Annotated in this window: 17 protein-coding genes; 10 read left to right on the top strand and 7 right to left on the bottom strand. The window is 38.6% G+C overall.

Going from position 1 to position 21748, the window contains the following annotated elements; translation table 11 throughout:
• Nucleotides 1–60 precede the first annotated feature (60 nt).
• Nucleotides 61–441: a hypothetical protein gene (locus AC27E9_RS16190; protein ID WP_487131958.1), complete on the bottom strand. Its 381-nt coding sequence runs from the start codon at nucleotides 439–441 to the stop codon at nucleotides 61–63.
• Between the two features lie 197 nt (nucleotides 442–638).
• Between AC27E9_RS16190 and AC27E9_RS16185 the strand changes: the two genes are divergently transcribed.
• From AC27E9_RS16185 to AC27E9_RS16175, 3 genes are all read left to right on the top strand, one after another.
• On the top strand, nucleotides 639–1061 hold the full coding sequence (locus tag AC27E9_RS16185) for a hypothetical protein (protein ID WP_487131956.1): 423 nt from the start codon (nucleotides 639–641) through the stop codon (nucleotides 1059–1061).
• Nucleotides 1062–1562: 501 nt separating this feature from the next.
• Nucleotides 1563–3623 carry a CapA family protein gene (locus tag AC27E9_RS16180; RefSeq protein ID WP_487131954.1) on the top strand — a complete coding sequence of 687 codons (2061 nt, stop codon included), beginning with the start codon at nucleotides 1563–1565 and terminating at the stop codon, nucleotides 3621–3623.
• A 36-nt stretch (nucleotides 3624–3659) separates the two neighbouring features.
• Nucleotides 3660–4124 carry an arginine repressor gene (locus AC27E9_RS16175; protein ID WP_487131953.1) on the top strand — a complete coding sequence of 155 codons (465 nt, stop codon included), beginning with the start codon at nucleotides 3660–3662 and terminating at the stop codon, nucleotides 4122–4124.
• Between the two features lie 160 nt (nucleotides 4125–4284).
• Here the strand turns inward: AC27E9_RS16175 and dgcA are convergent, their stop codons facing one another.
• The 4 genes from dgcA to gltS all read right to left on the bottom strand — a co-directional run bounded on the left by dgcA (nucleotide 4285) and on the right by gltS (nucleotide 8571).
• On the bottom strand, nucleotides 4285–5307 hold the full coding sequence (gene dgcA / locus AC27E9_RS16170; RefSeq protein ID WP_487131951.1) for an N-acetyl-D-Glu racemase DgcA: 1023 nt from the start codon (nucleotides 5305–5307) through the stop codon (nucleotides 4285–4287).
• Between the two features lie 11 nt (nucleotides 5308–5318).
• Nucleotides 5319–6317 carry an N-acetyltransferase DgcN gene (gene dgcN, locus AC27E9_RS16165; protein WP_487131949.1) on the bottom strand — a complete coding sequence of 333 codons (999 nt, stop codon included), beginning with the start codon at nucleotides 6315–6317 and terminating at the stop codon, nucleotides 5319–5321.
• A gap of 123 nt (nucleotides 6318–6440) precedes the next feature.
• A complete protein-coding gene (locus AC27E9_RS16160; protein WP_487131947.1) occupies nucleotides 6441–7325 on the bottom strand; it encodes a LysR family transcriptional regulator in 885 nt (294 codons plus the stop codon).
• Between the two features lie 31 nt (nucleotides 7326–7356).
• Nucleotides 7357–8571, bottom strand: a complete 1215-nt coding sequence (gene gltS / locus AC27E9_RS16155) for a sodium/glutamate symporter (RefSeq protein ID WP_487131946.1) — start codon at nucleotides 8569–8571, stop codon at nucleotides 7357–7359.
• Between the two features lie 402 nt (nucleotides 8572–8973).
• Here gltS and AC27E9_RS16150 point away from each other — a divergent pair, with 402 nt between their 5' ends.
• From AC27E9_RS16150 to AC27E9_RS16135, 4 genes are all read left to right on the top strand, one after another.
• Nucleotides 8974–11823, top strand: coding sequence for a TonB-dependent receptor domain-containing protein (locus AC27E9_RS16150; protein WP_487131944.1), 2850 nt, complete (start codon nucleotides 8974–8976; stop codon nucleotides 11821–11823).
• A 93-nt stretch (nucleotides 11824–11916) separates the two neighbouring features.
• Entirely contained in the window at nucleotides 11917–13101 is a 1185-nt protein-coding gene (locus AC27E9_RS16145) for a M14 family metallopeptidase (protein WP_487131942.1), read from the top strand.
• A gap of 8 nt (nucleotides 13102–13109) precedes the next feature.
• Nucleotides 13110–14693, top strand: a complete 1584-nt coding sequence (locus AC27E9_RS16140; protein ID WP_487131941.1) for an N-acyl-D-amino-acid deacylase family protein — start codon at nucleotides 13110–13112, stop codon at nucleotides 14691–14693.
• 70 nt (nucleotides 14694–14763) lie between these two features.
• Nucleotides 14764–15510 carry a substrate-binding periplasmic protein gene (locus tag AC27E9_RS16135; protein ID WP_487131939.1) on the top strand — a complete coding sequence of 249 codons (747 nt, stop codon included), beginning with the start codon at nucleotides 14764–14766 and terminating at the stop codon, nucleotides 15508–15510.
• Nucleotides 15511–15552: 42 nt separating this feature from the next.
• Here the strand turns inward: AC27E9_RS16135 and AC27E9_RS16130 are convergent, their stop codons facing one another.
• Nucleotides 15553–15732: a hypothetical protein gene (locus AC27E9_RS16130; RefSeq protein ID WP_487131937.1), complete on the bottom strand. Its 180-nt coding sequence runs from the start codon at nucleotides 15730–15732 to the stop codon at nucleotides 15553–15555.
• 232 nt (nucleotides 15733–15964) lie between these two features.
• On the opposite strand from AC27E9_RS16130, the gene ahpC reads away from it, so the two are divergent.
• Together ahpC and ahpF are read left to right on the top strand one after the other, a co-directional pair.
• Nucleotides 15965–16534 carry an alkyl hydroperoxide reductase subunit C gene (gene ahpC, locus AC27E9_RS16125; RefSeq protein WP_487131936.1) on the top strand — a complete coding sequence of 190 codons (570 nt, stop codon included), beginning with the start codon at nucleotides 15965–15967 and terminating at the stop codon, nucleotides 16532–16534.
• 101 nt (nucleotides 16535–16635) lie between these two features.
• Nucleotides 16636–18237, top strand: coding sequence for an alkyl hydroperoxide reductase subunit F (gene ahpF, locus AC27E9_RS16120; RefSeq protein ID WP_487131934.1), 1602 nt, complete (start codon nucleotides 16636–16638; stop codon nucleotides 18235–18237).
• A gap of 93 nt (nucleotides 18238–18330) precedes the next feature.
• Here the strand turns inward: ahpF and oxyR are convergent, their stop codons facing one another.
• Nucleotides 18331–19233, bottom strand: coding sequence for a DNA-binding transcriptional regulator OxyR (gene oxyR, locus AC27E9_RS16115; protein ID WP_487131932.1), 903 nt, complete (start codon nucleotides 19231–19233; stop codon nucleotides 18331–18333).
• A 216-nt stretch (nucleotides 19234–19449) separates the two neighbouring features.
• On the opposite strand from oxyR, the gene AC27E9_RS16110 reads away from it, so the two are divergent.
• A complete protein-coding gene (locus AC27E9_RS16110) occupies nucleotides 19450–21294 on the top strand; it encodes a methyl-accepting chemotaxis protein (RefSeq protein ID WP_487131930.1) in 1845 nt (614 codons plus the stop codon).
• Nucleotides 21295–21748: the final 454 nt, after the last annotated feature.

Genomic DNA, 21748 nt, shown 5'->3' with positions numbered 1-21748 from the left:
GATAAACACTGAATGTTATTTGGCAGTTTGCCTAAATTTAGACGCACTGATCCTAGGAAGCTAAGAAATAGGGGGTTTGAATAGATAACTTAGAAATTGTACTTGCGGTAAGGCAATATTTAATCGAATATTTTCTTGTTGTAACGGAGCAACGGTTAATGAAGCTAAACCATTGGTGGCCGAACTAGGGTTGCAACTGGCTGTTGCACAATCACAGTTCTCTTGGCAGCAATCTGACATCATAGTTGTTGATGATTCGTCATTCATCATAGGCATGTTCATTGCCATATCGTGATCTGAAGTCATCATTTCATGTGACATTGGCATATCAGACATATTCATCATATCGCAAGACATCATCATGCTGGCAGATGATTGGCCAATAAGGCTAAACATTACCATAATGATTAATATAAATTGTTTGCTGAAAAATGATTTCACAATAATTCTAAAATACCTAATTAATACGACAATACTACTTTATGTATGCGTTTGCTAGCTTAAGCAATAACCTTCAAAATGCAAGCCATTAGCCGAGTAAATCGCGATTGAACTGTATTATACAAGGCTTTAATATTAGTAAGTATACTACATTTTCTTTTCGTGAAAACGCGGTACCTATCGCAAAGGTTGCATCTATGGACATTATGACCGAACAACTGCCTATTTCTATTCATGTCAGTGATAGTTTAGTTAGCCAAATTAAAAATATTGCCGCTATAACTAATAAACTTGAAGCACAGTTAAATTTTCACACTATGACTGCTAACTGGTATGGGGAAGAAGAAAATATATTGTTGACTAATTTTTATCTTGTGTGCGGTGCCGAGTTTGATAGTAGTAATGAAAGTGAAGAGCAGGCAGTTAAAAAAGACTTTCTCGCTGACGATGTTTTTTTACTTTCGTCAGCAAACAATTTATTAAATTGCCATGTAGCGATAACGGCGTCGGAATTATTACTTTTGCAGCAAACGCCAAAGTTGCTATCAGGGTATCTTGGCAAAAAGTTAACCAAAGTATTAAATTTAATTGCTAATCAACAAGGCTTTGAAAATATTTAACTGATTTATATTTGCTTGTAGAGTACTGAATTTGGGGGTTCTAAATAGTTTTTAAATTTTATCTCAATTAATTTTAAATAAAATTGAACTAACAACTACGAAGGCACTCATACTTAGCAAGAGATTCTCCCTCGGTTTTTGTTTTATTAAATTGCATTTTATTTATGTTATACGCTCCTCAATTGAGGGGCGTTTTTTTTGTCTGCAAATTCTGCTGAGCTACGGCTAAAAATTATTTGATATTTTTCAAAACAAATTTGAACTTATTGTAAATACAAGGCTCTGACTTAATAAGAGATTCTCCCCCTCGGTTTTGTTTTAAAAGTTTTTATGTTTTGTTTTATATTTTGTATGTGCTCCTCAAATGAGGGGCATTTTTTTTGCCCGTAATTAAGTAATTTTAAAGCCATACCTTGAAGTTATACTTGCCATCTATTTAGGAATGAAAATAGTTTTAGGAAAGCGATATACTGGAACAAATACTTTGGATTTGGATACCTTATGTTGCGGACGTTTCTTTGTGCTTTTTTGGTTTTTTGTAGTCATCATGTTATTGCGTTTGAGCAATATACCTTGCAAGGTAAAATTACTAACGAACAGGCCGTGGCTTTAACTGAGGCTACAATTGTCGTTAATGGCACAACTCAGCATACAGACGCGAGTGGTCAGTTCACCATTGAACTGCCAGTGGCAGATATTTACCAATTAACGATCAGCAAAAAAGGTTACTTTCCTACCATCCAAACATTTAGTCATTATGAACTTTCACAAAATGCGGCGACTATTGCGGATATAACACTAGTTAAAAAGACTAAGAAACGCGTGATGCTAGCGTTTGGTGGTGATGTCATGATGGGGCGCCGCTACTATAAACCTTACTTTGGTGATGATGTACTTATTGAGCCGGAAGATAAACTTACCGGTAGTAAAGCCATTGTAGAGCACATTAAGCCTTATATGAGTTTGGCTGATTACGCTGCGGTAAATTTAGAAACGCAAATAGCGGAAGAAAAGCCAACTGAGCGTGCGCCAAAGTCAGTGACTTTCTACTCGCAGCCGGAAACATTAGATGCGTTAACGTGGGCAGGTATTGATTATGTGTCTTTAGGGAATAATCACACTTATGATTATATGGATTCGGGTCTGCATTCCACATTAGCATTTTTAGATGATAGTCCTTTAGCGTATTCAGGTGCGGGCGTTAACGAAGAAACTGCGTTAAAAGCACATACTGAAACAATCAAAGGCACCGACTTTTCAATGTTAGGTTATGTTGGTTGGGAAGGAAGTGCTAATCCAACACAAACTGCTAATCACCAGCATGGTGGTGCGGCTTATGGTTCGATGGAAAATATCCTCAGCTCTGTTGCTAAACAAGTTGAAGAAGACAAGGTTAGCATAGTGCAATATCATGGCAGCCAGGAATATGCCAACAACCCAACGGGTGTTACAGAGCAAAGGTTAAAGTCAGCACTTGATGCTGGCGCTGCACTGGCAATAGCGCATCATCCTCATGTTACCCAAGGGTTAGAGCTATATGACAATAAGCTTATTGCCTATTCGATGGGTAATTTTATTTTTGACCAAAATTTTAGTGCTACACAGCATAGTTTAATACTTTACGTATGGCTTGATGATGGAAAGTTTCATCGTGCTGAAATTGTGCCTTTATATGTGAAAGGATACAAACCAACGCCAGCGACAGGAACCAATCGTTATACCGTTATGAAACGCTTAACAGAGCTATCTAAACAACGTAATACTAAAATTACCATGTCGGGTGGTCACGGTGTTATTCAAGCTGAAGATTCCGCAACAAAATCAGTGGCTGATAACAAGAAAGTTACTCTGGCAATCGACATTGCCGATAATGAAAAAGTCACGCCGCTTTATCAATTGCCGTGGCATAAAACCATTCAGCAGATAAATATGTCAAATACTGATGTCTCATATCGCTTGGGTACCAATCTCATTAATGGTAGTGATTTTGAGAGCTTTGCGCTTTTTAATAGCCCTGAACGTGGTTGGTTATTTGATAGAGCAGCAACGTCTTTAAATGATTTTGGCGCAAGTGGTCGCCATAGTTTAGCAGTGAAATTAACCGCTGACACCGTGAGCACCTTTGGTATGCAAAGCTTTAGACGCGTGTATAAGCCAAGCAGTGCAATGACCATTAAAGCGAAATTCAATGTTGAAGAGCCAGTAAAAGTTAGCTTTTTTTGGCAAGGACGAAAGAAGCGTCAAAAGCTGTTTGATGCTTTTAAAAATAGTCCAAAGCATTTAATTGATAGCATTGAGTTATCGCCAAATAGCGACTGGCAAAATGTTGAACTTGATTTTAATTCACCGCGTATTGGCTATAAGAGTTTTCGCGTATTAGCAGAATTAGAGTCACTCAATGGTGAAGTTACTACGGTTAACATTGATGATTTTGCTCTGGTTGAATGGCAAAGTGCATTTAGTAAAAACCTTAAACCTAATTTTTATAATACCTTGAGTTATCAAGCAGCATATTTAGGTGTAAACAAAGCCGTTTCGAAGCCAGTTATGCTGACATTCTAATAATAGCCAATATGTTGATAGGAAGTGATTAAGTAAATGAGTGTTGCTGAACCTGAATTGATAGATACTTTTAAATCATTATTGCAAGACCAGCGATTTGGTTCGCAATTGCAACTAGCAAGAGCACTGTCGCTGCGTGGTTTTGAAAATGTTACCCAAACGCGTGTTTCGCGCATGCTAAATAAGGTAGGAGCAATAAAAATTCGCAATCATAATAATGATGCTGTTTATCGTTTACCTGAGAAACAGCACATTCCTAGAGGACAGCAGGCGATTGATTCAGTTGTTCTTGATGTAAAACACAATCATATGCAAATTATCATTAAAACCGTGATTGGTGCCGCAACGTTAATCTCCAAGATGATTGAAAATATGGGTGAGCAAGCGGGTATTTTAGGTTGTATGGCAAGTGATAATACTATCCTTATAATCCCGGCTGATGTTGGACAAATACAGCAGACAATGACCACGATTATTGAACACCTCGATGTTAATCTTTAACACAGTAATCATTATACTTGTGCCTGCTTAGCAGGCATTTTTATATCTGGAAGTTAAAATAATATTTCTTGTAAAATCAGGTCTTGGATAAAAAAATGCCCTGCAAGCAGGGCAAGACATTGATAAGTGCATGTCAAAGGGAAATTCAGAGAGAAAATAGCTAATCAGTGATGCTTGTTGCTGCCAAGAATGTTTTACTTCCACCCCACAGTACTTCAGATAGTGGTTGCATAACTCCTTGCTCAAACTCAAAACCATGTTGACGATCATCACTAATTAGCAGCGGGCCATCTAAATCAACAAACTTGGCGTCATTGACTAGTAATGCCACGGGCGCCATAGCTAATGAACTAGCAACCATACAACCTAGCATAAGCTCAAAACCTTGTGCTTTGGCTGCTTGCGCTAATAAAACTGCTTCTGTTAATCCACCGGTTTTATCAAGTTTAATATTCACTACTTGATAACGATCTTTTAAATATTCAAGTTCGGCACGGGTATGACAAGACTCATCTGCGCACAGCGGCACAGGAGAAGAGAAGTTAATTAAATCTTGATCTTGGCCAGCAGGCAAGGGTTGCTCAATAAGTACCACATTTAGTGCTTTTAATTGCTGACAGCATTGTCTTAAATCATTAATCGTCCAACCTTCATTTGCGTCAACAATAAACTCACTGTTAGGAGCTGCTTGTTGAATAGCGGTCATCTTCTTGATGATATCTTGGTTATCAAGTTTCACTTTCACTAATGGCGGATTATTGAGTTTAGTTACCGCTTTTGCCATTGCTTCTGGTGTATCAATACTTAATGTTTGTGCTGTAATACAAGGTTTTGCGGCAGCTAGCTTTAATAGTTTTGTAACTGATGTTTGCTGTTGTTTGGCCTGTAAGTCCCACCAAGCACAGTCAAGTGCGTTGCGTGCTGCCCCTGAAGGTAAAGCCGCGATATAGTCATTGATATTTTCACTACTAATACCTTGTTCGGTTAGTGAATGTATTTGCTGACTAACACTTTCGACTGATTCTTGATAACGTGCGTATGGTACAGCTTCAGCCCAGCCGGTATTTTTGCCATCAGTGATACTGACGACAATGACTTCTGCTCGTGTTTTTGCGCCACGGGCTATACGGAAAATATTCTGTAATGGTAACTGTTGATGGACAACTTTAATGGTTAATTTCATTGTGAGCTTGCCTATGCCAAGGTTGTAACGATACTGTCGGTACCGTCACGCAATGGGTCAACACAAGGTAAAGAAAATTGTTCACTCAGCTGCGCACAAATGCGTTGGCCTTCATCAACGCTAACGCTTGAGGTATTAACGGTAATGCCAACCACCTTAGCATTTGGGTTGGTTAGTTTAGCTGCTTGTAAGTTCAATGTTATGGTTGCTTCAATACTAGGAAACTGGCTGTCAGGTAGTCCACGCATATGGCTACGGTTTAGGTCATGACAAACCACTAATGCATCAGGTTGAGAGCCATGCAATAAACCTAAACTTACACCGGCAAAAGCAGGGTGTGATAAGGAGCCTTGGCCTTCAATAATATCCCAATGATCGCTATTATTATTTGGAGAGAGTGATTCGGTAGCCCCTGATAAAAAGTCAGAAATAACACAGTCAATAGCGATACCTTGCCCAGCGATTAGAATTCCGCATTGTCCTGTGGCACGAAAATCTACATCGAAATCGAACTTTTTCATAGACTTTTCAAGACTTAACGAGGTATACATTTTTCCTACCGAGCAATCAGTACCAACGGTAAGTAAACGTTTACCAGAGCGTTTAACGCCAGTACCCGTAATAAATTCGGCTTTTGGATGACGAATATCGAGTAATTGGCGTTGAGTTTGTTGTGCTTTTTCTACTAATTCAGGAAAGTCGCTCAGTTTATCATGTAAACCTGAAACGATATCCATGCCATTGTCGAGTGCTTCTAAAATGTAAGGTAGCCACTTTTTATCCAGCACACCGCCGCTATTGGCAAAGCCCAATATAAAAGATTTAGCGCCTTGCTTTGCTGCCTGTGTAATATCCATTTTTTCAATGCCAGTGGTTACTGTACAGCCATCAACACTGTATTCGCCAACACAAAGCTCTGGACGCCAATCTGCAGCGCCGCGTGCCATTTTAATCGAAAGTTGATCTGTGGCATCACCAATAAATAGGAGGTAAGGAGAAGCAATTTGCATAATGATGTTCCTAAATTTAATCGCTGGAATAGCAGGATTTTTCTTATTCCGAGCTTAACTTAGTGACCAAACATTAAAAGTACGAAGGCTTCTATTGGTCATAACCTAGGGTTATGATTTAATTTAAGTTGTTGAAATTCCGTTAGTTAGATAAGGTATGAATTCATCTATGACTTTTGATTTTGTCCGGTTTTCCAAATGTACGGCGTTGATGTTAAAAGTCAGTGCTGGCTCGAATGAAGCAATAGCAACGTTCTCAGTTAAATTGCCTTCAGCGGTGTAGCGATCAACAACACAAACCCCTAAACCTCTTGCCACTAGGCGAGCGGCAATAAAATAAGTTTGCACCTTGATTGACGAGGTAAATGCAATATCTTCCTCCATTATTCTTGCCCACAGCATATCTGCCAGAGGCCCGCTGTCACTAATATCGATAAACTCTGAATCGCTGACCTCATTTAAGGTGAGTTTTTTAGGTGCATTAGGAAATTTGTCTTTTGGATAGACAATTACCAATTCGGATTCCGCCAGTGGAATAGAGGTAATGCCCGGCATGCTATGTGGTGAAAATAGTATTGCCAAATCACACTTATGTTCCAGTAAAGACTGCATTACTGCATCGTTGTGAATAGTTTGAATATCAAAGGTGACGTTGGGATAGTCTTGGTGGTAATTAGCGATAACATTTGGAATGGCATCGAAGCCCAATGCAGGTGTCACGCCAAGTGCTATGCTACCAAATTCTGATTTCTTAATGTTTTGCGCTGTATTTTTTATCGAGCGCATTTGCTGGTAAATTTTGTCAACTTCATCGAAAAGCATTTCGGCTTCTTCGGTTGGAATGAGTCGGCCCTTCACGCGTTCAAAAAGATTAAAGCCGAGCTGTAGCTCGGCATGTGACAATACTTTACTGACCGAAGGTTGAGATACATGCAAAATTTTTGCAGCATTGGTAATAGAGCCTGTCGTGTAAATGGCGTGAAAAATTTCTATATGTCGTAAGCGCATTTAACGTCCTCAGTAAAGTATGTTGGTTTGTTTAACCACTAACAAATGGCAAGCTTAAATATAACTGTATAATCAAAGCATTGGTGATATCAATAAAAAATGCGCCGACTAATGGCACAACGAGAAACGCTTGTGGTGACGGTCCATGGCGAGAAACTAAAGACTCCATGTTAGCAACTGCTGTTGGTGTTGCGCCTAAACCAAAACCGCAATGGCCACCCGCCATGATCGCGGCATTATAATTTTTACCCATAATTCTGAAGGTAATAAAGTAAGCAAATAACATTAGCGTAACCGCTTGTATTAAAATCATAAAAATCATCGGGCCAGCAAGACTGACTAATTCCCATATTTTTAATGACATTAGCGCCATGGCAAGGAATATTGATAACGCCATGGTACCCCATAAATCAATACAAGCGCGGCTGACTTTATAAATCTTGGTAAATTCGGTTAAGTTAGTGATTACAACGCCGAATAATAATGGGATTAAAAACGCAGGAAGAACAATATCAATAGCTTGTAATGCTTCATATCCCATGCGTCCTAAATACATACATAATAAAATAACAAACAAGGTTTCCATCATTTTCTTTGGTGTTACTAAGTCATGATCTTCCGGGTCAAAGGTAATGGTGTCGTCTAATTCTTCATGGTATGAAGTATCAGCCTTTAGGTTATATTTTTTAATCAATTTTTTACTGACAGGCCCGCCCGCTAAACCACCTAGAATTAACCCTAAGGTTGCCGCTGCCATAGCTAGCTCAAACACACTACTGTGCATACCATATTCATTAATAAATAAGTCGGCATAAGTTGCGCCATTACCGTGTCCACCAGAAAGTGTTACCGAACCACCAATAAGCCCCATCAAAGGCTCCATACCTGTTGCTGCGGCGATAGAAACACCTACTGCGTTTTGTACCAGTAAGTATAATGTTGCGACCCCTAAAAATAGCGCAACTTTCGGACCGCCTTTTAACAATAAGGTGAAACTTGCACCTAATCCGACAGTGGTAAAAAACACTGTCATTAATGGATTTTTAAAGGCCATATCAAATTCAAAATTAATATCAAAGTAGACATGTGCAATTGCTGAAAGGATAGAAAAAGCTATGCCTCCTACCACAGGCTCTGGAATGTTATTGTTTTTTAGAAAGGCGATTTTGCTATTAAGGTAATAACCAGCAAAAAGAATGATAAGTGAAACAAGTAACGTTTCAGCAGTAGATATTTCTATATTCATATGAGCATTTAACCTTTTTCTATTTGGCGTTTTTTCGTTATCGCATGATTCTTATATGGACAATGCATCGAAATTCGATTGTAAAGAGATAATCGAGAGATCAGCAGTTCAAAAATTTAAGAGTGTCATAACCAAAAGCTTTACATTGCTCACTTGGCGTATGGCCGTTGTGTGAAGCAAAATTTGCGCGGGAGCTTAGCATAGAAATATCTGGCATTGGGTGATTGCCATCAAAAATTGGCTGAATATGTAACTTTGCTATAACTTTAGGTTATGGGTTGTAAACGAACAGTCAATGGTATTGCTTTCTGTAATTCGGCATGGTGAACCTAACAACAAGAAACGAATAAAAAATATTCGACAAATAAAACATAATAAATGCAACTTATGATGGTGAGAGTGATGAAACAACAAGCGATGTATAAGCATAAGTTAAAGCGTCTAAGTCTATGTGTATTAGCCGCCTTAACAGCCCAGACAACTATTATTCAACAAGCGAATGCAGAAGAAACTACAGCTAAAGAAGAAGAGATTGAAAGAATTAGCATTGTTGGCTCGAATATTAAACGTGCTTCTGATATTGGCGCATTACCAGTAACCGCATTAACCGAGAAAGATATTGAAAATACCGGCGCTATGTCAGGTGATGAACTTTTACGCTCAATACCGCAAATTGGCGCGGTGAATTTTGGTGCTGCCACAGGTAACGGTGGTGTAAATGACGCGCGTGGTGATGTAGCGTCAATTAACTTACGTGGCGTAGGTTCAGGTAATACCTTAACTTTATTAAATGGACGCCGACTGGTAACTCACCCAGGGACACAATCAGAAAACTTTGTTCCTGTTTCAACATCAAATTCTAATACTCTGCCTGTTTCAGGCTTACGATCTTTGCAAGTTCTGCGTGATGGCGCTGCAGCTATTTACGGTTCTGATGCCGTAGCTGGCGTAGTCAACTATCAACTTAAAGATGACTTTGAAGGCAATCAAGTTAAATTATCGTATGGTGGCTCTGAAGGCACATCATTAGATGAAACTACTTTTAGTTATTTAACAGGGTTTGATTTAAATGAAGGTCGTTCTCACTTAACCGCGTCATTTAGTTACTATGATCGCAATGGTATGATGGCAAGTGAACGTCCTTATTCAGCAAGCCATGACTTACGTGAATATCCAGGTTTACCGGAAGAGTTTATTGGTGATACTCAATTAGATAATCGTTCTACGGCAACCCCGTGGGGTGACTTTCAGTCAGACGCTTTAGGTCGTTTCCATTTGCAGCCAGATACCAGTTCAGGTTGTGTGGTGAATTTGGATGGTGGTATTTGTGCTGATAGTGGCAGTTTCCCAAGAGATCAACGTTTTGACCGAGGCACTACTCGTTCATTAGTTTCTGATGTAAGACGATTAAATTTTTATAGTTATTTTACGCATGAGATTAATAGTGATTTAGATTTCTTCTCAGAAGTCACCTATTACAATGCAAAAGCTGAACGAACTCGAGAGCAAACGCATAATCTAACGGCACAACGCTTCCGTATTTCTGCCGATGCTGCCCATAATCCATTCGGTGAAGAAGTTCTATTACGTAGTTACCGCGCAATTGACACTGGTCCTCGAAATGTCGAAGTTGATGATACTAGCTATCGTATATTAGGTGGCTTAAAAGGTACGTATAACGATTGGGATTGGGAAACTGCAGCATTTTATACCGCTGCGGAAACTAATGATTCTGCAAATCGTATTCAAGCAAGCAAGTTTCAGGCATCAATCAATAGCACAGATCCAACATTAGCATATAACATCTTTACTGGTGGTGATGTCAATAATCCAAATAGTGGTGATTCAACATTAAACCCACAAAGTGTGATTGACCAATTTATGGTGAACGTTAATCGTGATTCTAAAACTAGCTTAGCTTCAGTTGATTTTAAAGTGACTAATGGTGCGCTTTGGACATTACCAGCAGGTGATGTTGGTATTGCTATGGGGGTAGAATTTAGACGTGAAACTTTTGAAGATGATCGTGACCCATTACTTGATGGCAGCAATCCTTTTGTTGATGCAATCACAGGGGTTGAGTTATCAGGAAGTGATGTTTTAGGTAGTAGTCCAACACCAGACTCAAAAGCATCTCGCAATGTTACCTCAGCTTATGCAGAGTTTTTAGTACCGCTTGTTGATTCCGGTTCGCATTACGTTGAATTACAAGTGGCTGGTCGTTATGAAAACTTTTCTGATGTTGGCAGTGCAGTAAAACCTAAGGTTGCTTTATTCTGGGAGCCAGCAGACTGGATAAGCTTCCGCGCTTCATATGCTGGAGGTTTCCGAGCACCAGGTTTACCACAAGTATCGGCAGAAGGTGTGCCGCGTTCAAACAGTTTGTATGACCCTGTACTTGATTCAACCTATGGCATTGTTGATATTCGTAGTGGCACGACAGATTTAAAACCAGAAGATGATGAAAATACTTCATTTGGCTTAATATTTGAACCAACTGAAAATCTAACGTTTACACTAGATACTTGGAAGATTAAGCAAAAAGATCTTGTGGGTATTTTACCCGGCTCATCTCATTTACTTTATGATTCATTACTGAGAAGTGAAGGTTCAAGCAATAGTGCCGTTATTCGAGATCCTAGTACCAATGAAGTGATTCAAATAAATAATGATTATTTGAATTTAGGTGTGAGAAACATCGAAGGTATTGATTTTAGCTTAATTTACGATTGGGAAACTGATTTCGGTGATTTTGAATTTACCGCAAATGCTGCGAAGCTGAGAAAGTTCGAACAAGAAGCTGATTCAATTTCAGCACAACTTATTGCCGCTCAAGAAGCCGGAAACCCAGCCGTACCAGCTGATAGAACAGTTGCTGGCGCAGGTGATTTGATTAAGCAAAATGGTCGTCCAGAATGGCGAGCGCGAGTTTCACTTGATTGGGATTATGAGCAATGGGGGGCTGGTATTAATGCTAATTACGTAAGTGAAGTTATTGATACCAGTACAACAGCAACGGTTAATGATGAAGTTATTATGTTGCCAGTAGATAGCTTCACTCGCGTGAATGTTTATGCGGACTATCGCTTTGGCGATGATAGTGCCTTAGATGGTACTAAAATCCGTTTTGGTATTAGAAATATTGCCGATGAAGAACCGCCATTAGCAGATGAATTAGCACATGGTTACTTTGGAGCCTTACATTCGAACCGTGGTCGTTATTTCTATATGAGTTTAAGAAAAGATTTTTAAGCTCATCATGACATGAGTTGGCAACGGAGGCTCGACTGCAATGCTAGTCGAGCCTTATTTTTCTGAAATTTATTTAATTTTTAAGATGTTATTATGAAAAAATCACTACTAATTTGCTCATGGTTATTTTCAACTCTCTTTCTTACTTCGTGCGCGGAAACAGTAGTTGCAACAAAAAGTAACAATGCGCAAGCGTGTAATATTGGCCCTGTGCGTTTGCTTGCTGATTTTGAGGCTAGCAGAATGGATGAATGTAAGAATGTAGGTGCTAATAATTTCCAAATTGTTATCAAACCCGAAAATTCGCCAATAAACCCAAGTCCTTGGTATGCCTTTAAAGTATTGGCAGAACAGCCTACAGCAGTACGAATTTCTATAAAAATTGCAGGTAAAAGAGAAAATCGCTACTTACCCAAAATAAGTGACGATATGAAGTCTTGGCAGGTACATGATTACCGGTACCGTAAAAAAACCTTAACTATTAATGTTAATGCTACCCCAAAACCAACATATATTGCTGCTCAAGAGATTATTAACAATCAATATTACGTTGATTGGGCAAAACACTTAGCAGCTATTAGCCAAGTGAAGCAAAGTAAACTAGGTGAATCAATACAGGGTAGGCCAATTTACAAAATTGAAAGTAAAGGCAATAGTGATGAGTGGTTGGTGGTTCTTGGCCGTTTGCACCCACCAGAAATTACTGGGGCATTAGCATTGTTTCCATTTGTTGAAACCTTACTAGCAAATAATTCATTTGCCGAGAGTTTTCGCAAAAAATACAACCTACTTATTATTCCAAATTTAAACCCTGATGGAGTTGCCATGGGGAATTGGCGTCATAATGCCAATGGTGTTGATTTAAATCGTGATTGGATTACCTTTAAACAACCTGAAACTACCCAAGTGCATCAATACTTGCAAGCGCTTGTTGCTAGTGGTCAAAAGATAAAGTTTGCGGTTGATTTTCACTCTACTCAACATGATGTTTTTTATACTATGCCTGTCGACTACGGCGTTGAAGAGCGTTATTTTGTAAAGCATTGGTTAGGCGCTTTAAATCAAGCTATGCCTAATTTTGAGGTCATTCAAAAGCCAGGAAATCGACCTAATAATGGTGTGTCTAAACAATATTTTGCCGATAACTACCAAGTACACGCCATTACCTATGAAATGGGCGATGAAACAAATCGTGATAATATTAAAGTTATTGCTAATAATGCCGCGGTCACATTAATGCAGACACTGATGTCTGGTGCAGATCATAACAAAGAGTAAGTTTATCTATGAGTTCTTTAAATCGTATTGCTGTCATAGGCTTGGTGATACCAAGTCTATTAATACTGAACGCTTGTTCTGAGCATAAGTCTACAGCTGGAATAATCCCAGTACTTGTTGATACTTTGATTATTAACGGTACTGTGTATAACGGTATTGATGTAGAACCTCAGGCAGTAGATGTTGCGATATGTGGCAGTGAAATATGTGGTATTTATCAACAAGATCAATATGACATAAAAGCACAAAAAACTATTGATGCCAGTGGTAAAATTGTCAGCCCAGGCTTTATAGATCCTCATACTCATACTTTAGAAGAACTATACAGTAGCGACAAAAACCATAATCTTAATTATCTAACGCAAGGGGTTACGACCGTTGTAAATGGTAATGATGGTGAAGGGCCTGTTGATGTTGCAAGAACTGCGCAAGAACTTGAAGCTAATGGCATTGGCACAAATGTCGCCTTGTTGGTTGGTCATGGTAGCGTTCGAGAGCAAGTGATGGGGCGAGCACAGCGTTATGCTAGCACTGAAGAGTTAACACAAATGTCGACGTTATTAACTCAAGCTATGGAAGCTGGTGCTTTAGGTTTATCAACAGGTTTGTATTATGTGCCGGGCAGTTTTGCCAATACAGAAGAAGTGGTGACATTAGCAAAAATAGCCAGTAAATATAATGGCATTTATGACACGCATTTACGTGATGAAAGCACATTCAATATCGGTTTTATAGCAGCTTTAGAGGAAGCTATTCACATAGCTGACGCCGCTGATATTCATTTGCATCTCGCGCATATCAAAGCACTAGGTGTTGACGTTTGGGGGCAAAGTGATATTGCCATTGAAAAAATTAACCAAGCGCAGGTGAAAGGAATCTCAATTTCGGCTGACCAGTATCCATGGCTTGCCTCTGGCACTAAACTGCGTAGTGCTGTCATGCCGAAATGGGCAATGGCAGATTCACAGCAAGCTTTTCATAACCGTTTAAATGATGCCAGCTTAGCCAATAAATTAAGAGTCGAAATTCAAGAAAATATTCGCCGCCGTGGTGGAGCAAAATCACTGTTAATTACTGCATTTAAAATACCAGAACTGATTGGGCTAAATTTGTCTGAAGTTGCTGAACGTCGACAACAAGATGCAGTGACTACAGCTATTGAGCTTGTGCAAGAAGGCGAAGTACGCGTGGCGTCATTCAATATGTCACCTACCGATGTTGAAGCTTTTATGGTGCAACCATGGGTAGTAACGTCATCAGATGGCACCAATGGCCATCCACGAAAGTTTGCTAGCTTCCCACAAAAATATCAGCAATATGTTGTTAATAAAGGGCTATTAACTCTAGGAGAGTTTATTAGCAAAAGCTCGGGCCAAACCGCACAGGTTTTGGGTTTGAAGAAACGTGGCCAACTTACTAAAGGCTATAAAGCCGATATTATTATTTTTGATGCAGAAAATTTTTCAGCCAATGCTGATTTTTCAGCTTGGAATAAATATTCATCAGGTATCGAGCAAGTTTGGCTTAATGGCCAATATGTAATTCAAGATGGAAAATATCAAAAGCAACTTGCAGGTAAGTTTGTTCATTGATTAAAGCTGGAAAATCGCCAGTTTTCGCCCATAGTTAAGTTATTAAGGTATCGAGAAAGCAGTAAAGCTAATGAAATGTCTTCTTTTCGTCATAGCTTTATTTTTCTGTGAGCAATCATATGGGAATCAAGGAACGAAACCTGTCATTAAGGCTGCGGTTGCAGAAGAATTCAGACATGGCCTGCACAGCAAATATTTACAATACTTTGCCGATAAATTGAATGTAAGGTTGGAATTATCAACCATGCCATTTGCCCGGCGTTTATTACAAATTGAAAATGGTCAATTAGATTTAATTGTTGGTATTCAAAAAACAGAAGAGCGGCAAGATGAGTTTATTTATATTTTTCCGCATTATGAATCACTTTCACATCGTATATTTACGCTCAAAGAGAACCATCATAGCATTAAAAGTTATAGTGATTTAGCTGGAAAGTATATTGGTGTTAATCGATATTCTAAGTACTTTCAACCATTTGATAGCGATGAAAAAATTAATAAGTTTCGTGCATCAGGCGTCGTACAAAATATTGAATTATTGCTAAGAGGGCGCATTGATGCTTTTATGCATTATGAAGAAAGTACATTACCATTGCTTATTAAATTGGGTGAGACAAATAAAATAGCTAAATCTCTCTATCAACCTGCGTATGAAACACGACATTATCTTGCTATTTCTAGTCATTCAAAACTTATTGCTCGTCAGGAAGAGTTAAAGTTAATCGTTGAAAGAGCTGTTAGGAATAATGACTTGCTTAATATCCGCCTTAACCATTATGCTGATATTCATGCAAACGATGCAGCATTAATGCAGTAACGAAAGCTCATTTTAAGCTCATGGCCGTCAATTGACTTTAATTTAGTTGTAGCCTAATACATGGTTAGATGTACTATCTTCCAATAGCTCTAGTATTTTATCCATTATCGCTTCATTACTTTTTGTTGTTTGCTTGCTTTGTTTAGCAATACTTTTTCGAGTGATGTAATTAAATTCATCTTCTTGTTGCTCGATATTTTCTTGTGTGTGGCTAATATTCATTTTTCTCTCCTCGCTAAGCTTTGAACACTATACTGTTACGTACCATGCATTTTTAAAAGTGGTAAAGTTTTTGTCTCCTATAGCGCAAAGTTATGTCTATGTGTTTCGGTTTATATTGATAGGTTTTTTCTATTGTAATTATAAAATTAAACGATTGTATCTATTTTTAAATTAACCTTAATATTATCTCAACTTAAACAGCACAAGCTTTTACAAACAAGTGGAGATAAGCATGTACCAATCAATTATTAATTCAACAATTAAGCCTTTCAACGCGACAGCATTTAGCAACGGTGAATTCATCGAAGTTTCAGAAGCAGATGTTGCCGGTAAATGGTCAGTATTCTTTTTCTACCCTGCCGATTTTACTTTTGTATGTCCTACTGAGTTAGGTGACATGGCAGATCACTATCAACAACTTCAAGAGATGGGTGTTGAAGTTTATTCAGTCTCAACTGATACACACTTTACTCATAAAGCATGGCATGACAGTTCAGATACCATAGGCAAAATTCAATACCCTATGATTGGTGACCCGACAGGTACTATTACTCGTAATTTCGGTGTGATGATAGAAGAAGATGGTTTAGCACTTCGCGGTACGTTCCTAGTAAACCCTGAAGGGGAAATCAAAGTTGCTGAAGTACATGACTTAGGTATTGGCCGTTCAGCAAAAGAGTTAGTACGTAAGATTCAAGCAGCACAATACGTAGCCGAGCATGACGGTGAAGTATGTCCTGCGGCATGGCAACCAGGTGCAGAAACATTAGCACCATCATTAGACTTAGTTGGCAAAATCTAAAGACCAACTTAAATAACGCCGCAACATATAAATAGCTGTTGCGGCTGTATTCCCACACTACTAAAAAACTTGCTACTCAAACTATATCCAAGGAATAAACCATGTTAGATACGAACTTAAAGCAACAACTAAAGGCCTACTTGCAGAATTTAACCTCGGCTGTTGAGTTGTCGGTCTTTTTAGATGATGACGTAAAATCTCAAGAGTTAAACGCACTCGTAACTGAAATCGCACAGATGTCACCTTTAGTGTCGATTGTTGCAAGTGACGCGCAGAATGAACGTGTGCCGTCAATGTTAGTAAAATCAGTCAATACCGGCAGTGAAATGCGTTTTGCTGGTGTGCCTATGGGACACGAATTTACATCACTTGTGCTGGCATTACTGCACAGTGGTGGTCACCCAATTAAATTGGATGAGGAAGTTATTAAACAAGTAGCTGAGTTAGAAGGTGAATATAGTTTTGAAACCTTTATTTCTTTGAGCTGCCAAAATTGTCCTGACGTGGTACAGGCGTTAAACATGATGTCTGCTATTAACCCGCAAATAAACCACGTTATGGTCGACGGTGCATTATTCCAGGAAGAAGTATATCAGCGCGATATTTTATCTGTACCAGCGGTTTATCTTAATGGCAAAGCGTTTGGTCAAGGCAGAATGACCATTACTGAAATTTTGAATAAAGTTGATAGTAATGCTGGCGCTCGACAAGCAGAAAGTATCAATCAAAAAGAAGCGTTTGACTTACTTGTGATTGGTGGTGGACCAGCAGGTGCCGCATCAGCAATATATAGTGCACGTAAGGGTATTCGTACTGGCATAGTTGCCGATAGATTTGGCGGTCAAGTTCAAGATACTATGGCGATTGAAAACTTTATTTCAGTGAGTGCCACAGAGGGTCCTAAATTAGTCGCCAGCCTTGAAGCACATGTAAAAGATTATGATGTTGATATTATGAATGATCAACGTGTAAAGAATATTATTGAAAGTGATGTTGAAGGTGGTTTGATTACTGTTGAATTGGAAAACGGCGCTAGTTTGCAAACTCGCTCTACTATAATTGCAACTGGGGCTCGTTGGAGAGAAATGAATGTACCTGGCGAGCAAGAATACCGTGGTAAAGGTGTAGCTTATTGTCCACATTGTGACGGGCCGCTGTTTAAAGGCAAATCTGTCGCTGTTATTGGCGGCGGTAACTCAGGTATTGAAGCGGCGATTGATTTAGCCGGTATTGTTGAACACGTAACTGTATTAGAGTTTGATTCAATATTACGAGCGGACGCCGTATTGCAAAATAAAGCTCGCTCACTTAACAATATCGACATTATCGTCAATGCTCAAACCACAGAGGTGTTAGGTAATGGCAAACACGTGACAAGTTTGAATTACATAAATCGAGCGACAGATGAGCAAGAAAGTATCGAACTTGCGGGGGTATTTGTACAAATTGGGCTGGTACCGAACTCTCAATTTTTAAAGGGGACAGTTGGTTTAACACAGCGCGGTGAAGTTATTGCCAATCAGAAAGGTGAAACTAATGTTGCAGGAGTATATGCTGCAGGTGATGTGACGGACTCTCCTTATAAACAAATTATTATTGCTATGGGTAGTGGTGCTACCGCAGCACTTGGTGCATTTGATTACTTAATCCGTACTCCAAATCCAATTGATACTTTAGAAGAAAATGAAGAGGCTGCCGCTTAAGACATTTATTTGTGAAATATCTTATTTAAAAAGCGCACCCTATTGAGGTGCGCTTTTTTGTTAACGACAGTCGTTGCTATTAAGTTATTAGGATTATGCTGTAAATAACGGAGTAATTGAGTTTCTAACAGAAGTTGCAACAGCCCTAACACAATCCATTCTTGGGTAACCTCTTCGACATAGTAGTGATATTTCTCGTGTAGGCTGTGGTTGTGCAAAAGGGATATAATTAATATCTTGGTTAGATAGTGGGTTTAGTGTCGCTAACTTAGGTAGTAAAGTAATGCCCATGTTACTTGCTACCATATAACGCAATGTTTCAAGACTAGTGGCCCTGAAACTGTGATCCTCTTCTGCTCCAGCACTAAAGCAATAGCCCATAGCTTGATCTCTTAAGCAATGACCATCCTCTAATGTGAGGATTTTTTGATTTTGTAAGTTATCAAAACTAACTTGTGCTTTAGCTGTAAATGAATGTTGTTGCGATGTCGCCATAACCAAAGGCTCCTCAAATAGATTGTAACGCTCAAAACGCTCCATTTCAGGTAACCAAGGCAATATTAAAATGTCTAATTTCCCATCGTCTAACTGCTGTAATAAATCTTGGGTTCTATTTTCGTGCAAGTAAAAATTTATTTTTGGCAAAGTACTATTTAGTGTTGGCATTATGTGTGGCAACAGATACGGCGCCAATGTTGGGATTAAACCTATATGTAAGTCGCCAGAAAGAGGATCAAGTAATGCTTTTGCTGCCTCTTCAAAGTTAGTTGCGGCGGTAAGAACATCTCTTGCCTCTTTAATCAGTTTTTCACCAGCAGGCGTTAGCATAACATTACGAGTTTGCCGTTCGATTAAGGTTAACTTCAATCTCTGTTCGAGCTTTTGTATTTGTCCGCTTAGTGTCGGCTGACTAACAAAACAAGCTTCTGCAGCACGGCCGAAATGTTTTTGCTCAGCAATAGCCAATAAGTATTCTAAATCACGAATTTTTATCATAGGTAAAACTAATCGATATAGTTAATACAATTGTTTTTATATTAACTTATGAGATTTCCTTTCTCCAGTTCTTGTCCTATATTGATATTGTTCATTCGTGTAACTGTATTGTTTCTATTTGATTTTAAGCAAGATTGATGAATTCAATTATGGCTTAGTAATCAAATAAATTTTATAATACGTTTCCTTTCGTAATTGTTCTAATCAGGATGTTGTATGAAATTTACCATTAAGCAAAAACTTTATGTAATCGTATCTTTGGTTATTCTAGGTTTATTGGGGTTGTATCTTGAAAATGCTTCAAATCAAAACAAAACGGCTAATTTAACTGCAATAAAATCTGAACTAAAAGATTTGCAAGTAGCAATGTTGCAATTACGTCGCAGTGAGAAAGACTTTTTGCTGCGTAAAGACATTAAATATAGAAAAAAATTCGACACTACATATAAAGAGGCTTTGTATCTATTTTCAGATATGGAGCAGCGCTTAGTTGCTGCAGACATTTCTGTTGCAGAGTTATTAGTTATTAAAAGAAGTTTGGAAAACTACCAACAGTCTTTCGAGAAGCTATTGGCAACATCAATTGAAAAAGGCTTAGACAAAGATTCTGGAGTTTATGGTAGATTGCGAGCTGCGACACATGCTCTTGAATCAAGTATTGAAGCGATGGGAGATTTTGAGTCTCACACCTTGTTACTTAACCTTAGACGTCACGAAAAAGATTTTATTCTTCGTGATGATAAAAAATATGTAGAGCGCTTGGTCAGTGTAGCAGATCAATTAAATCGTAGATTACCTAACGCAAATACCCAAGAGTTACTTGAAACTTACGTCAGTGAGTTTAACAAGTTTGTTAATATATCTGCAGACATTGGCCTTGATTCTAAGTCAGGTATTCGCGGTAGTATGCGTGCGGCTGTGCATAAAGTTGAGACAGAACTTAGCAAAGAGATAGAATTACTTAACGGTTATATCAATGACGGGATAGAACGAAGTCATTTGCAACATTTAATTGTAACCTTAATTGTTTCCATAATTATTACCGGCTTTATCATCATAGTAGCGAGACAAGTTATCGCGCCTTTGAGCAACTTCTCTATAAGAATATCGGAAATAAGAAAAGGTAATGATCTAACCCAAAGAACCGAAGAGCGTCATGATGAAATTGGTGTGATTTCAAAAGAATTTAATATTTTCATGGAGCATTTTCAGGAACTCATTAAAAGTATAAACCAAACGGTTGACTCACTAAGTGAGTCGTCCAACATTGTTTCTGGTAGTGTTTCAAAAACAACTGAAGGTATTGTCAATCAATCGCAGCAAAGTGACATGGTAGCAACAGCGGTAACAGAAATGGGAATTGTTGCTGGTGAAATTGCAGATAATGCGCGCTTAACTAAAGAGCGTACAGATGAAGCTTCAATAAAAGCAGTTGAAGGAAAAGATAAACTAGATAGTACAGTAGTTAATATCAATCAATTATCTGAGCAATTAATCAGTGCTGGTGATGAAATTGTTCAGTTGCAAGAAAAGAGTAATGGCATTACCTCTGTGCTTGAGGTGATTAAAGGTATTGCAGAGCAAACTAATTTATTAGCGTTAAATGCTGCAATTGAGGCCGCAAGGGCTGGTGAACAAGGGCGTGGCTTCGCTGTTGTTGCTGATGAAGTAAGAACACTTGCCGTAAGAACTCAAGATTCCACAGCAGAAATCACAGCCATTATTAGCGAGCTGCAAGCGACAACATCCGAAATTGTTAATACAGTTGGGATGTGTAAGGAGCAAGGGCTAAATAGTGTTACGCAAGCACAAGAAACAGAAGAAGTGCTTAACGAAATCATTACTGATGTTAATTCTATTGCAGAAATGACAGTTCTTGTTGCGACCGCTGTTGAACAGCAAGCGATAGTTGTTAAAGATGTAGATGAAAATATTATCCGTATACGTGATATTGGTGAACAGGTTGCCAGCGATTCACAAGAGAACTCTCGAGCGAGTGATGATGTCGCAGCGTTAGCAAGCGAATTACACGATGAGGCCAGTATCTTCAAAATTAAGTAATACTGGTTAGCTATTATGAATAAAAGCCTGATGACGATAATTCGCTATCAGGCTTTTTAGTATTCATCAGATGCTATTTACGGTGTTTCGTTAAGTAAAGTACTAAACATAAATTTATTGTTTATTGATGAACCACTCGTTTTTGGGCTAGTTTGAAACTCTCAGTTGATATTTTATTCACGTTAAGCGCAATAAAACCACGGTCTGTACAAATAAAACGCAAACAAACAGTTTTCTGCAAATTAAATGCATTTAGCGGTTGACGGCGAGCCAAAAATCTCTAAAATGCGCTCCACTTCTTCGGGGCAACCCAAGAAGCTTGTTTTAAAGGGTTATCTCAGGTGGTTTCGGCCAGTTTGGTTAACTTAACGTTTTAAAGTAGGCTTTTGAACCTTCTGCAAAGAAAGTTCAAAAAAACGAAAAAAAATGTTGACTTTAAAACACGGTTGCGTAG

The sequence above is a fragment of the Colwellia meonggei genome, from assembly GCF_057537295.1.
This window is presented reverse-complemented; position numbering and strand designations above follow the sequence as displayed.

Excerpts from the sequence above, each read along its gene's own strand:
- dgcA (WP_487131951.1), bottom strand. The coding sequence starts at position 5,307 with ATGAAATTAACCATTAAAGTTGTCCATCAACAGTTACCATTACAGAAT.
- oxyR (WP_487131932.1), bottom strand. The coding sequence starts at position 19,233 with ATGATAAAAATTCGTGATTTAGAATACTTATTGGCTATTGCTGAGCAA.
- AC27E9_RS16160 (WP_487131947.1), bottom strand. The coding sequence starts at position 7,325 with ATGCGCTTACGACATATAGAAATTTTTCACGCCATTTACACGACAGGC.
- AC27E9_RS16135 (WP_487131939.1), top strand. The coding sequence starts at position 14,764 with ATGAAATGTCTTCTTTTCGTCATAGCTTTATTTTTCTGTGAGCAATCA.
- ahpF (WP_487131934.1), top strand. The coding sequence starts at position 16,636 with ATGTTAGATACGAACTTAAAGCAACAACTAAAGGCCTACTTGCAGAAT.
- AC27E9_RS16130 (WP_487131937.1), bottom strand. The coding sequence starts at position 15,732 with ATGAATATTAGCCACACACAAGAAAATATCGAGCAACAAGAAGATGAA.
- AC27E9_RS16150 (WP_487131944.1), top strand. The coding sequence starts at position 8,974 with ATGAAACAACAAGCGATGTATAAGCATAAGTTAAAGCGTCTAAGTCTA.
- AC27E9_RS16180 (WP_487131954.1), top strand. The coding sequence starts at position 1,563 with ATGTTGCGGACGTTTCTTTGTGCTTTTTTGGTTTTTTGTAGTCATCAT.
- AC27E9_RS16185 (WP_487131956.1), top strand. The coding sequence starts at position 639 with ATGGACATTATGACCGAACAACTGCCTATTTCTATTCATGTCAGTGAT.
- AC27E9_RS16175 (WP_487131953.1), top strand. The coding sequence starts at position 3,660 with ATGAGTGTTGCTGAACCTGAATTGATAGATACTTTTAAATCATTATTG.
- gltS (WP_487131946.1), bottom strand. The coding sequence starts at position 8,571 with ATGAATATAGAAATATCTACTGCTGAAACGTTACTTGTTTCACTTATC.
- dgcN (WP_487131949.1), bottom strand. The coding sequence starts at position 6,317 with ATGCAAATTGCTTCTCCTTACCTCCTATTTATTGGTGATGCCACAGAT.
- ahpC (WP_487131936.1), top strand. The coding sequence starts at position 15,965 with ATGTACCAATCAATTATTAATTCAACAATTAAGCCTTTCAACGCGACA.
- AC27E9_RS16110 (WP_487131930.1), top strand. The coding sequence starts at position 19,450 with ATGAAATTTACCATTAAGCAAAAACTTTATGTAATCGTATCTTTGGTT.
- AC27E9_RS16140 (WP_487131941.1), top strand. The coding sequence starts at position 13,110 with ATGAGTTCTTTAAATCGTATTGCTGTCATAGGCTTGGTGATACCAAGT.
- AC27E9_RS16145 (WP_487131942.1), top strand. The coding sequence starts at position 11,917 with ATGAAAAAATCACTACTAATTTGCTCATGGTTATTTTCAACTCTCTTT.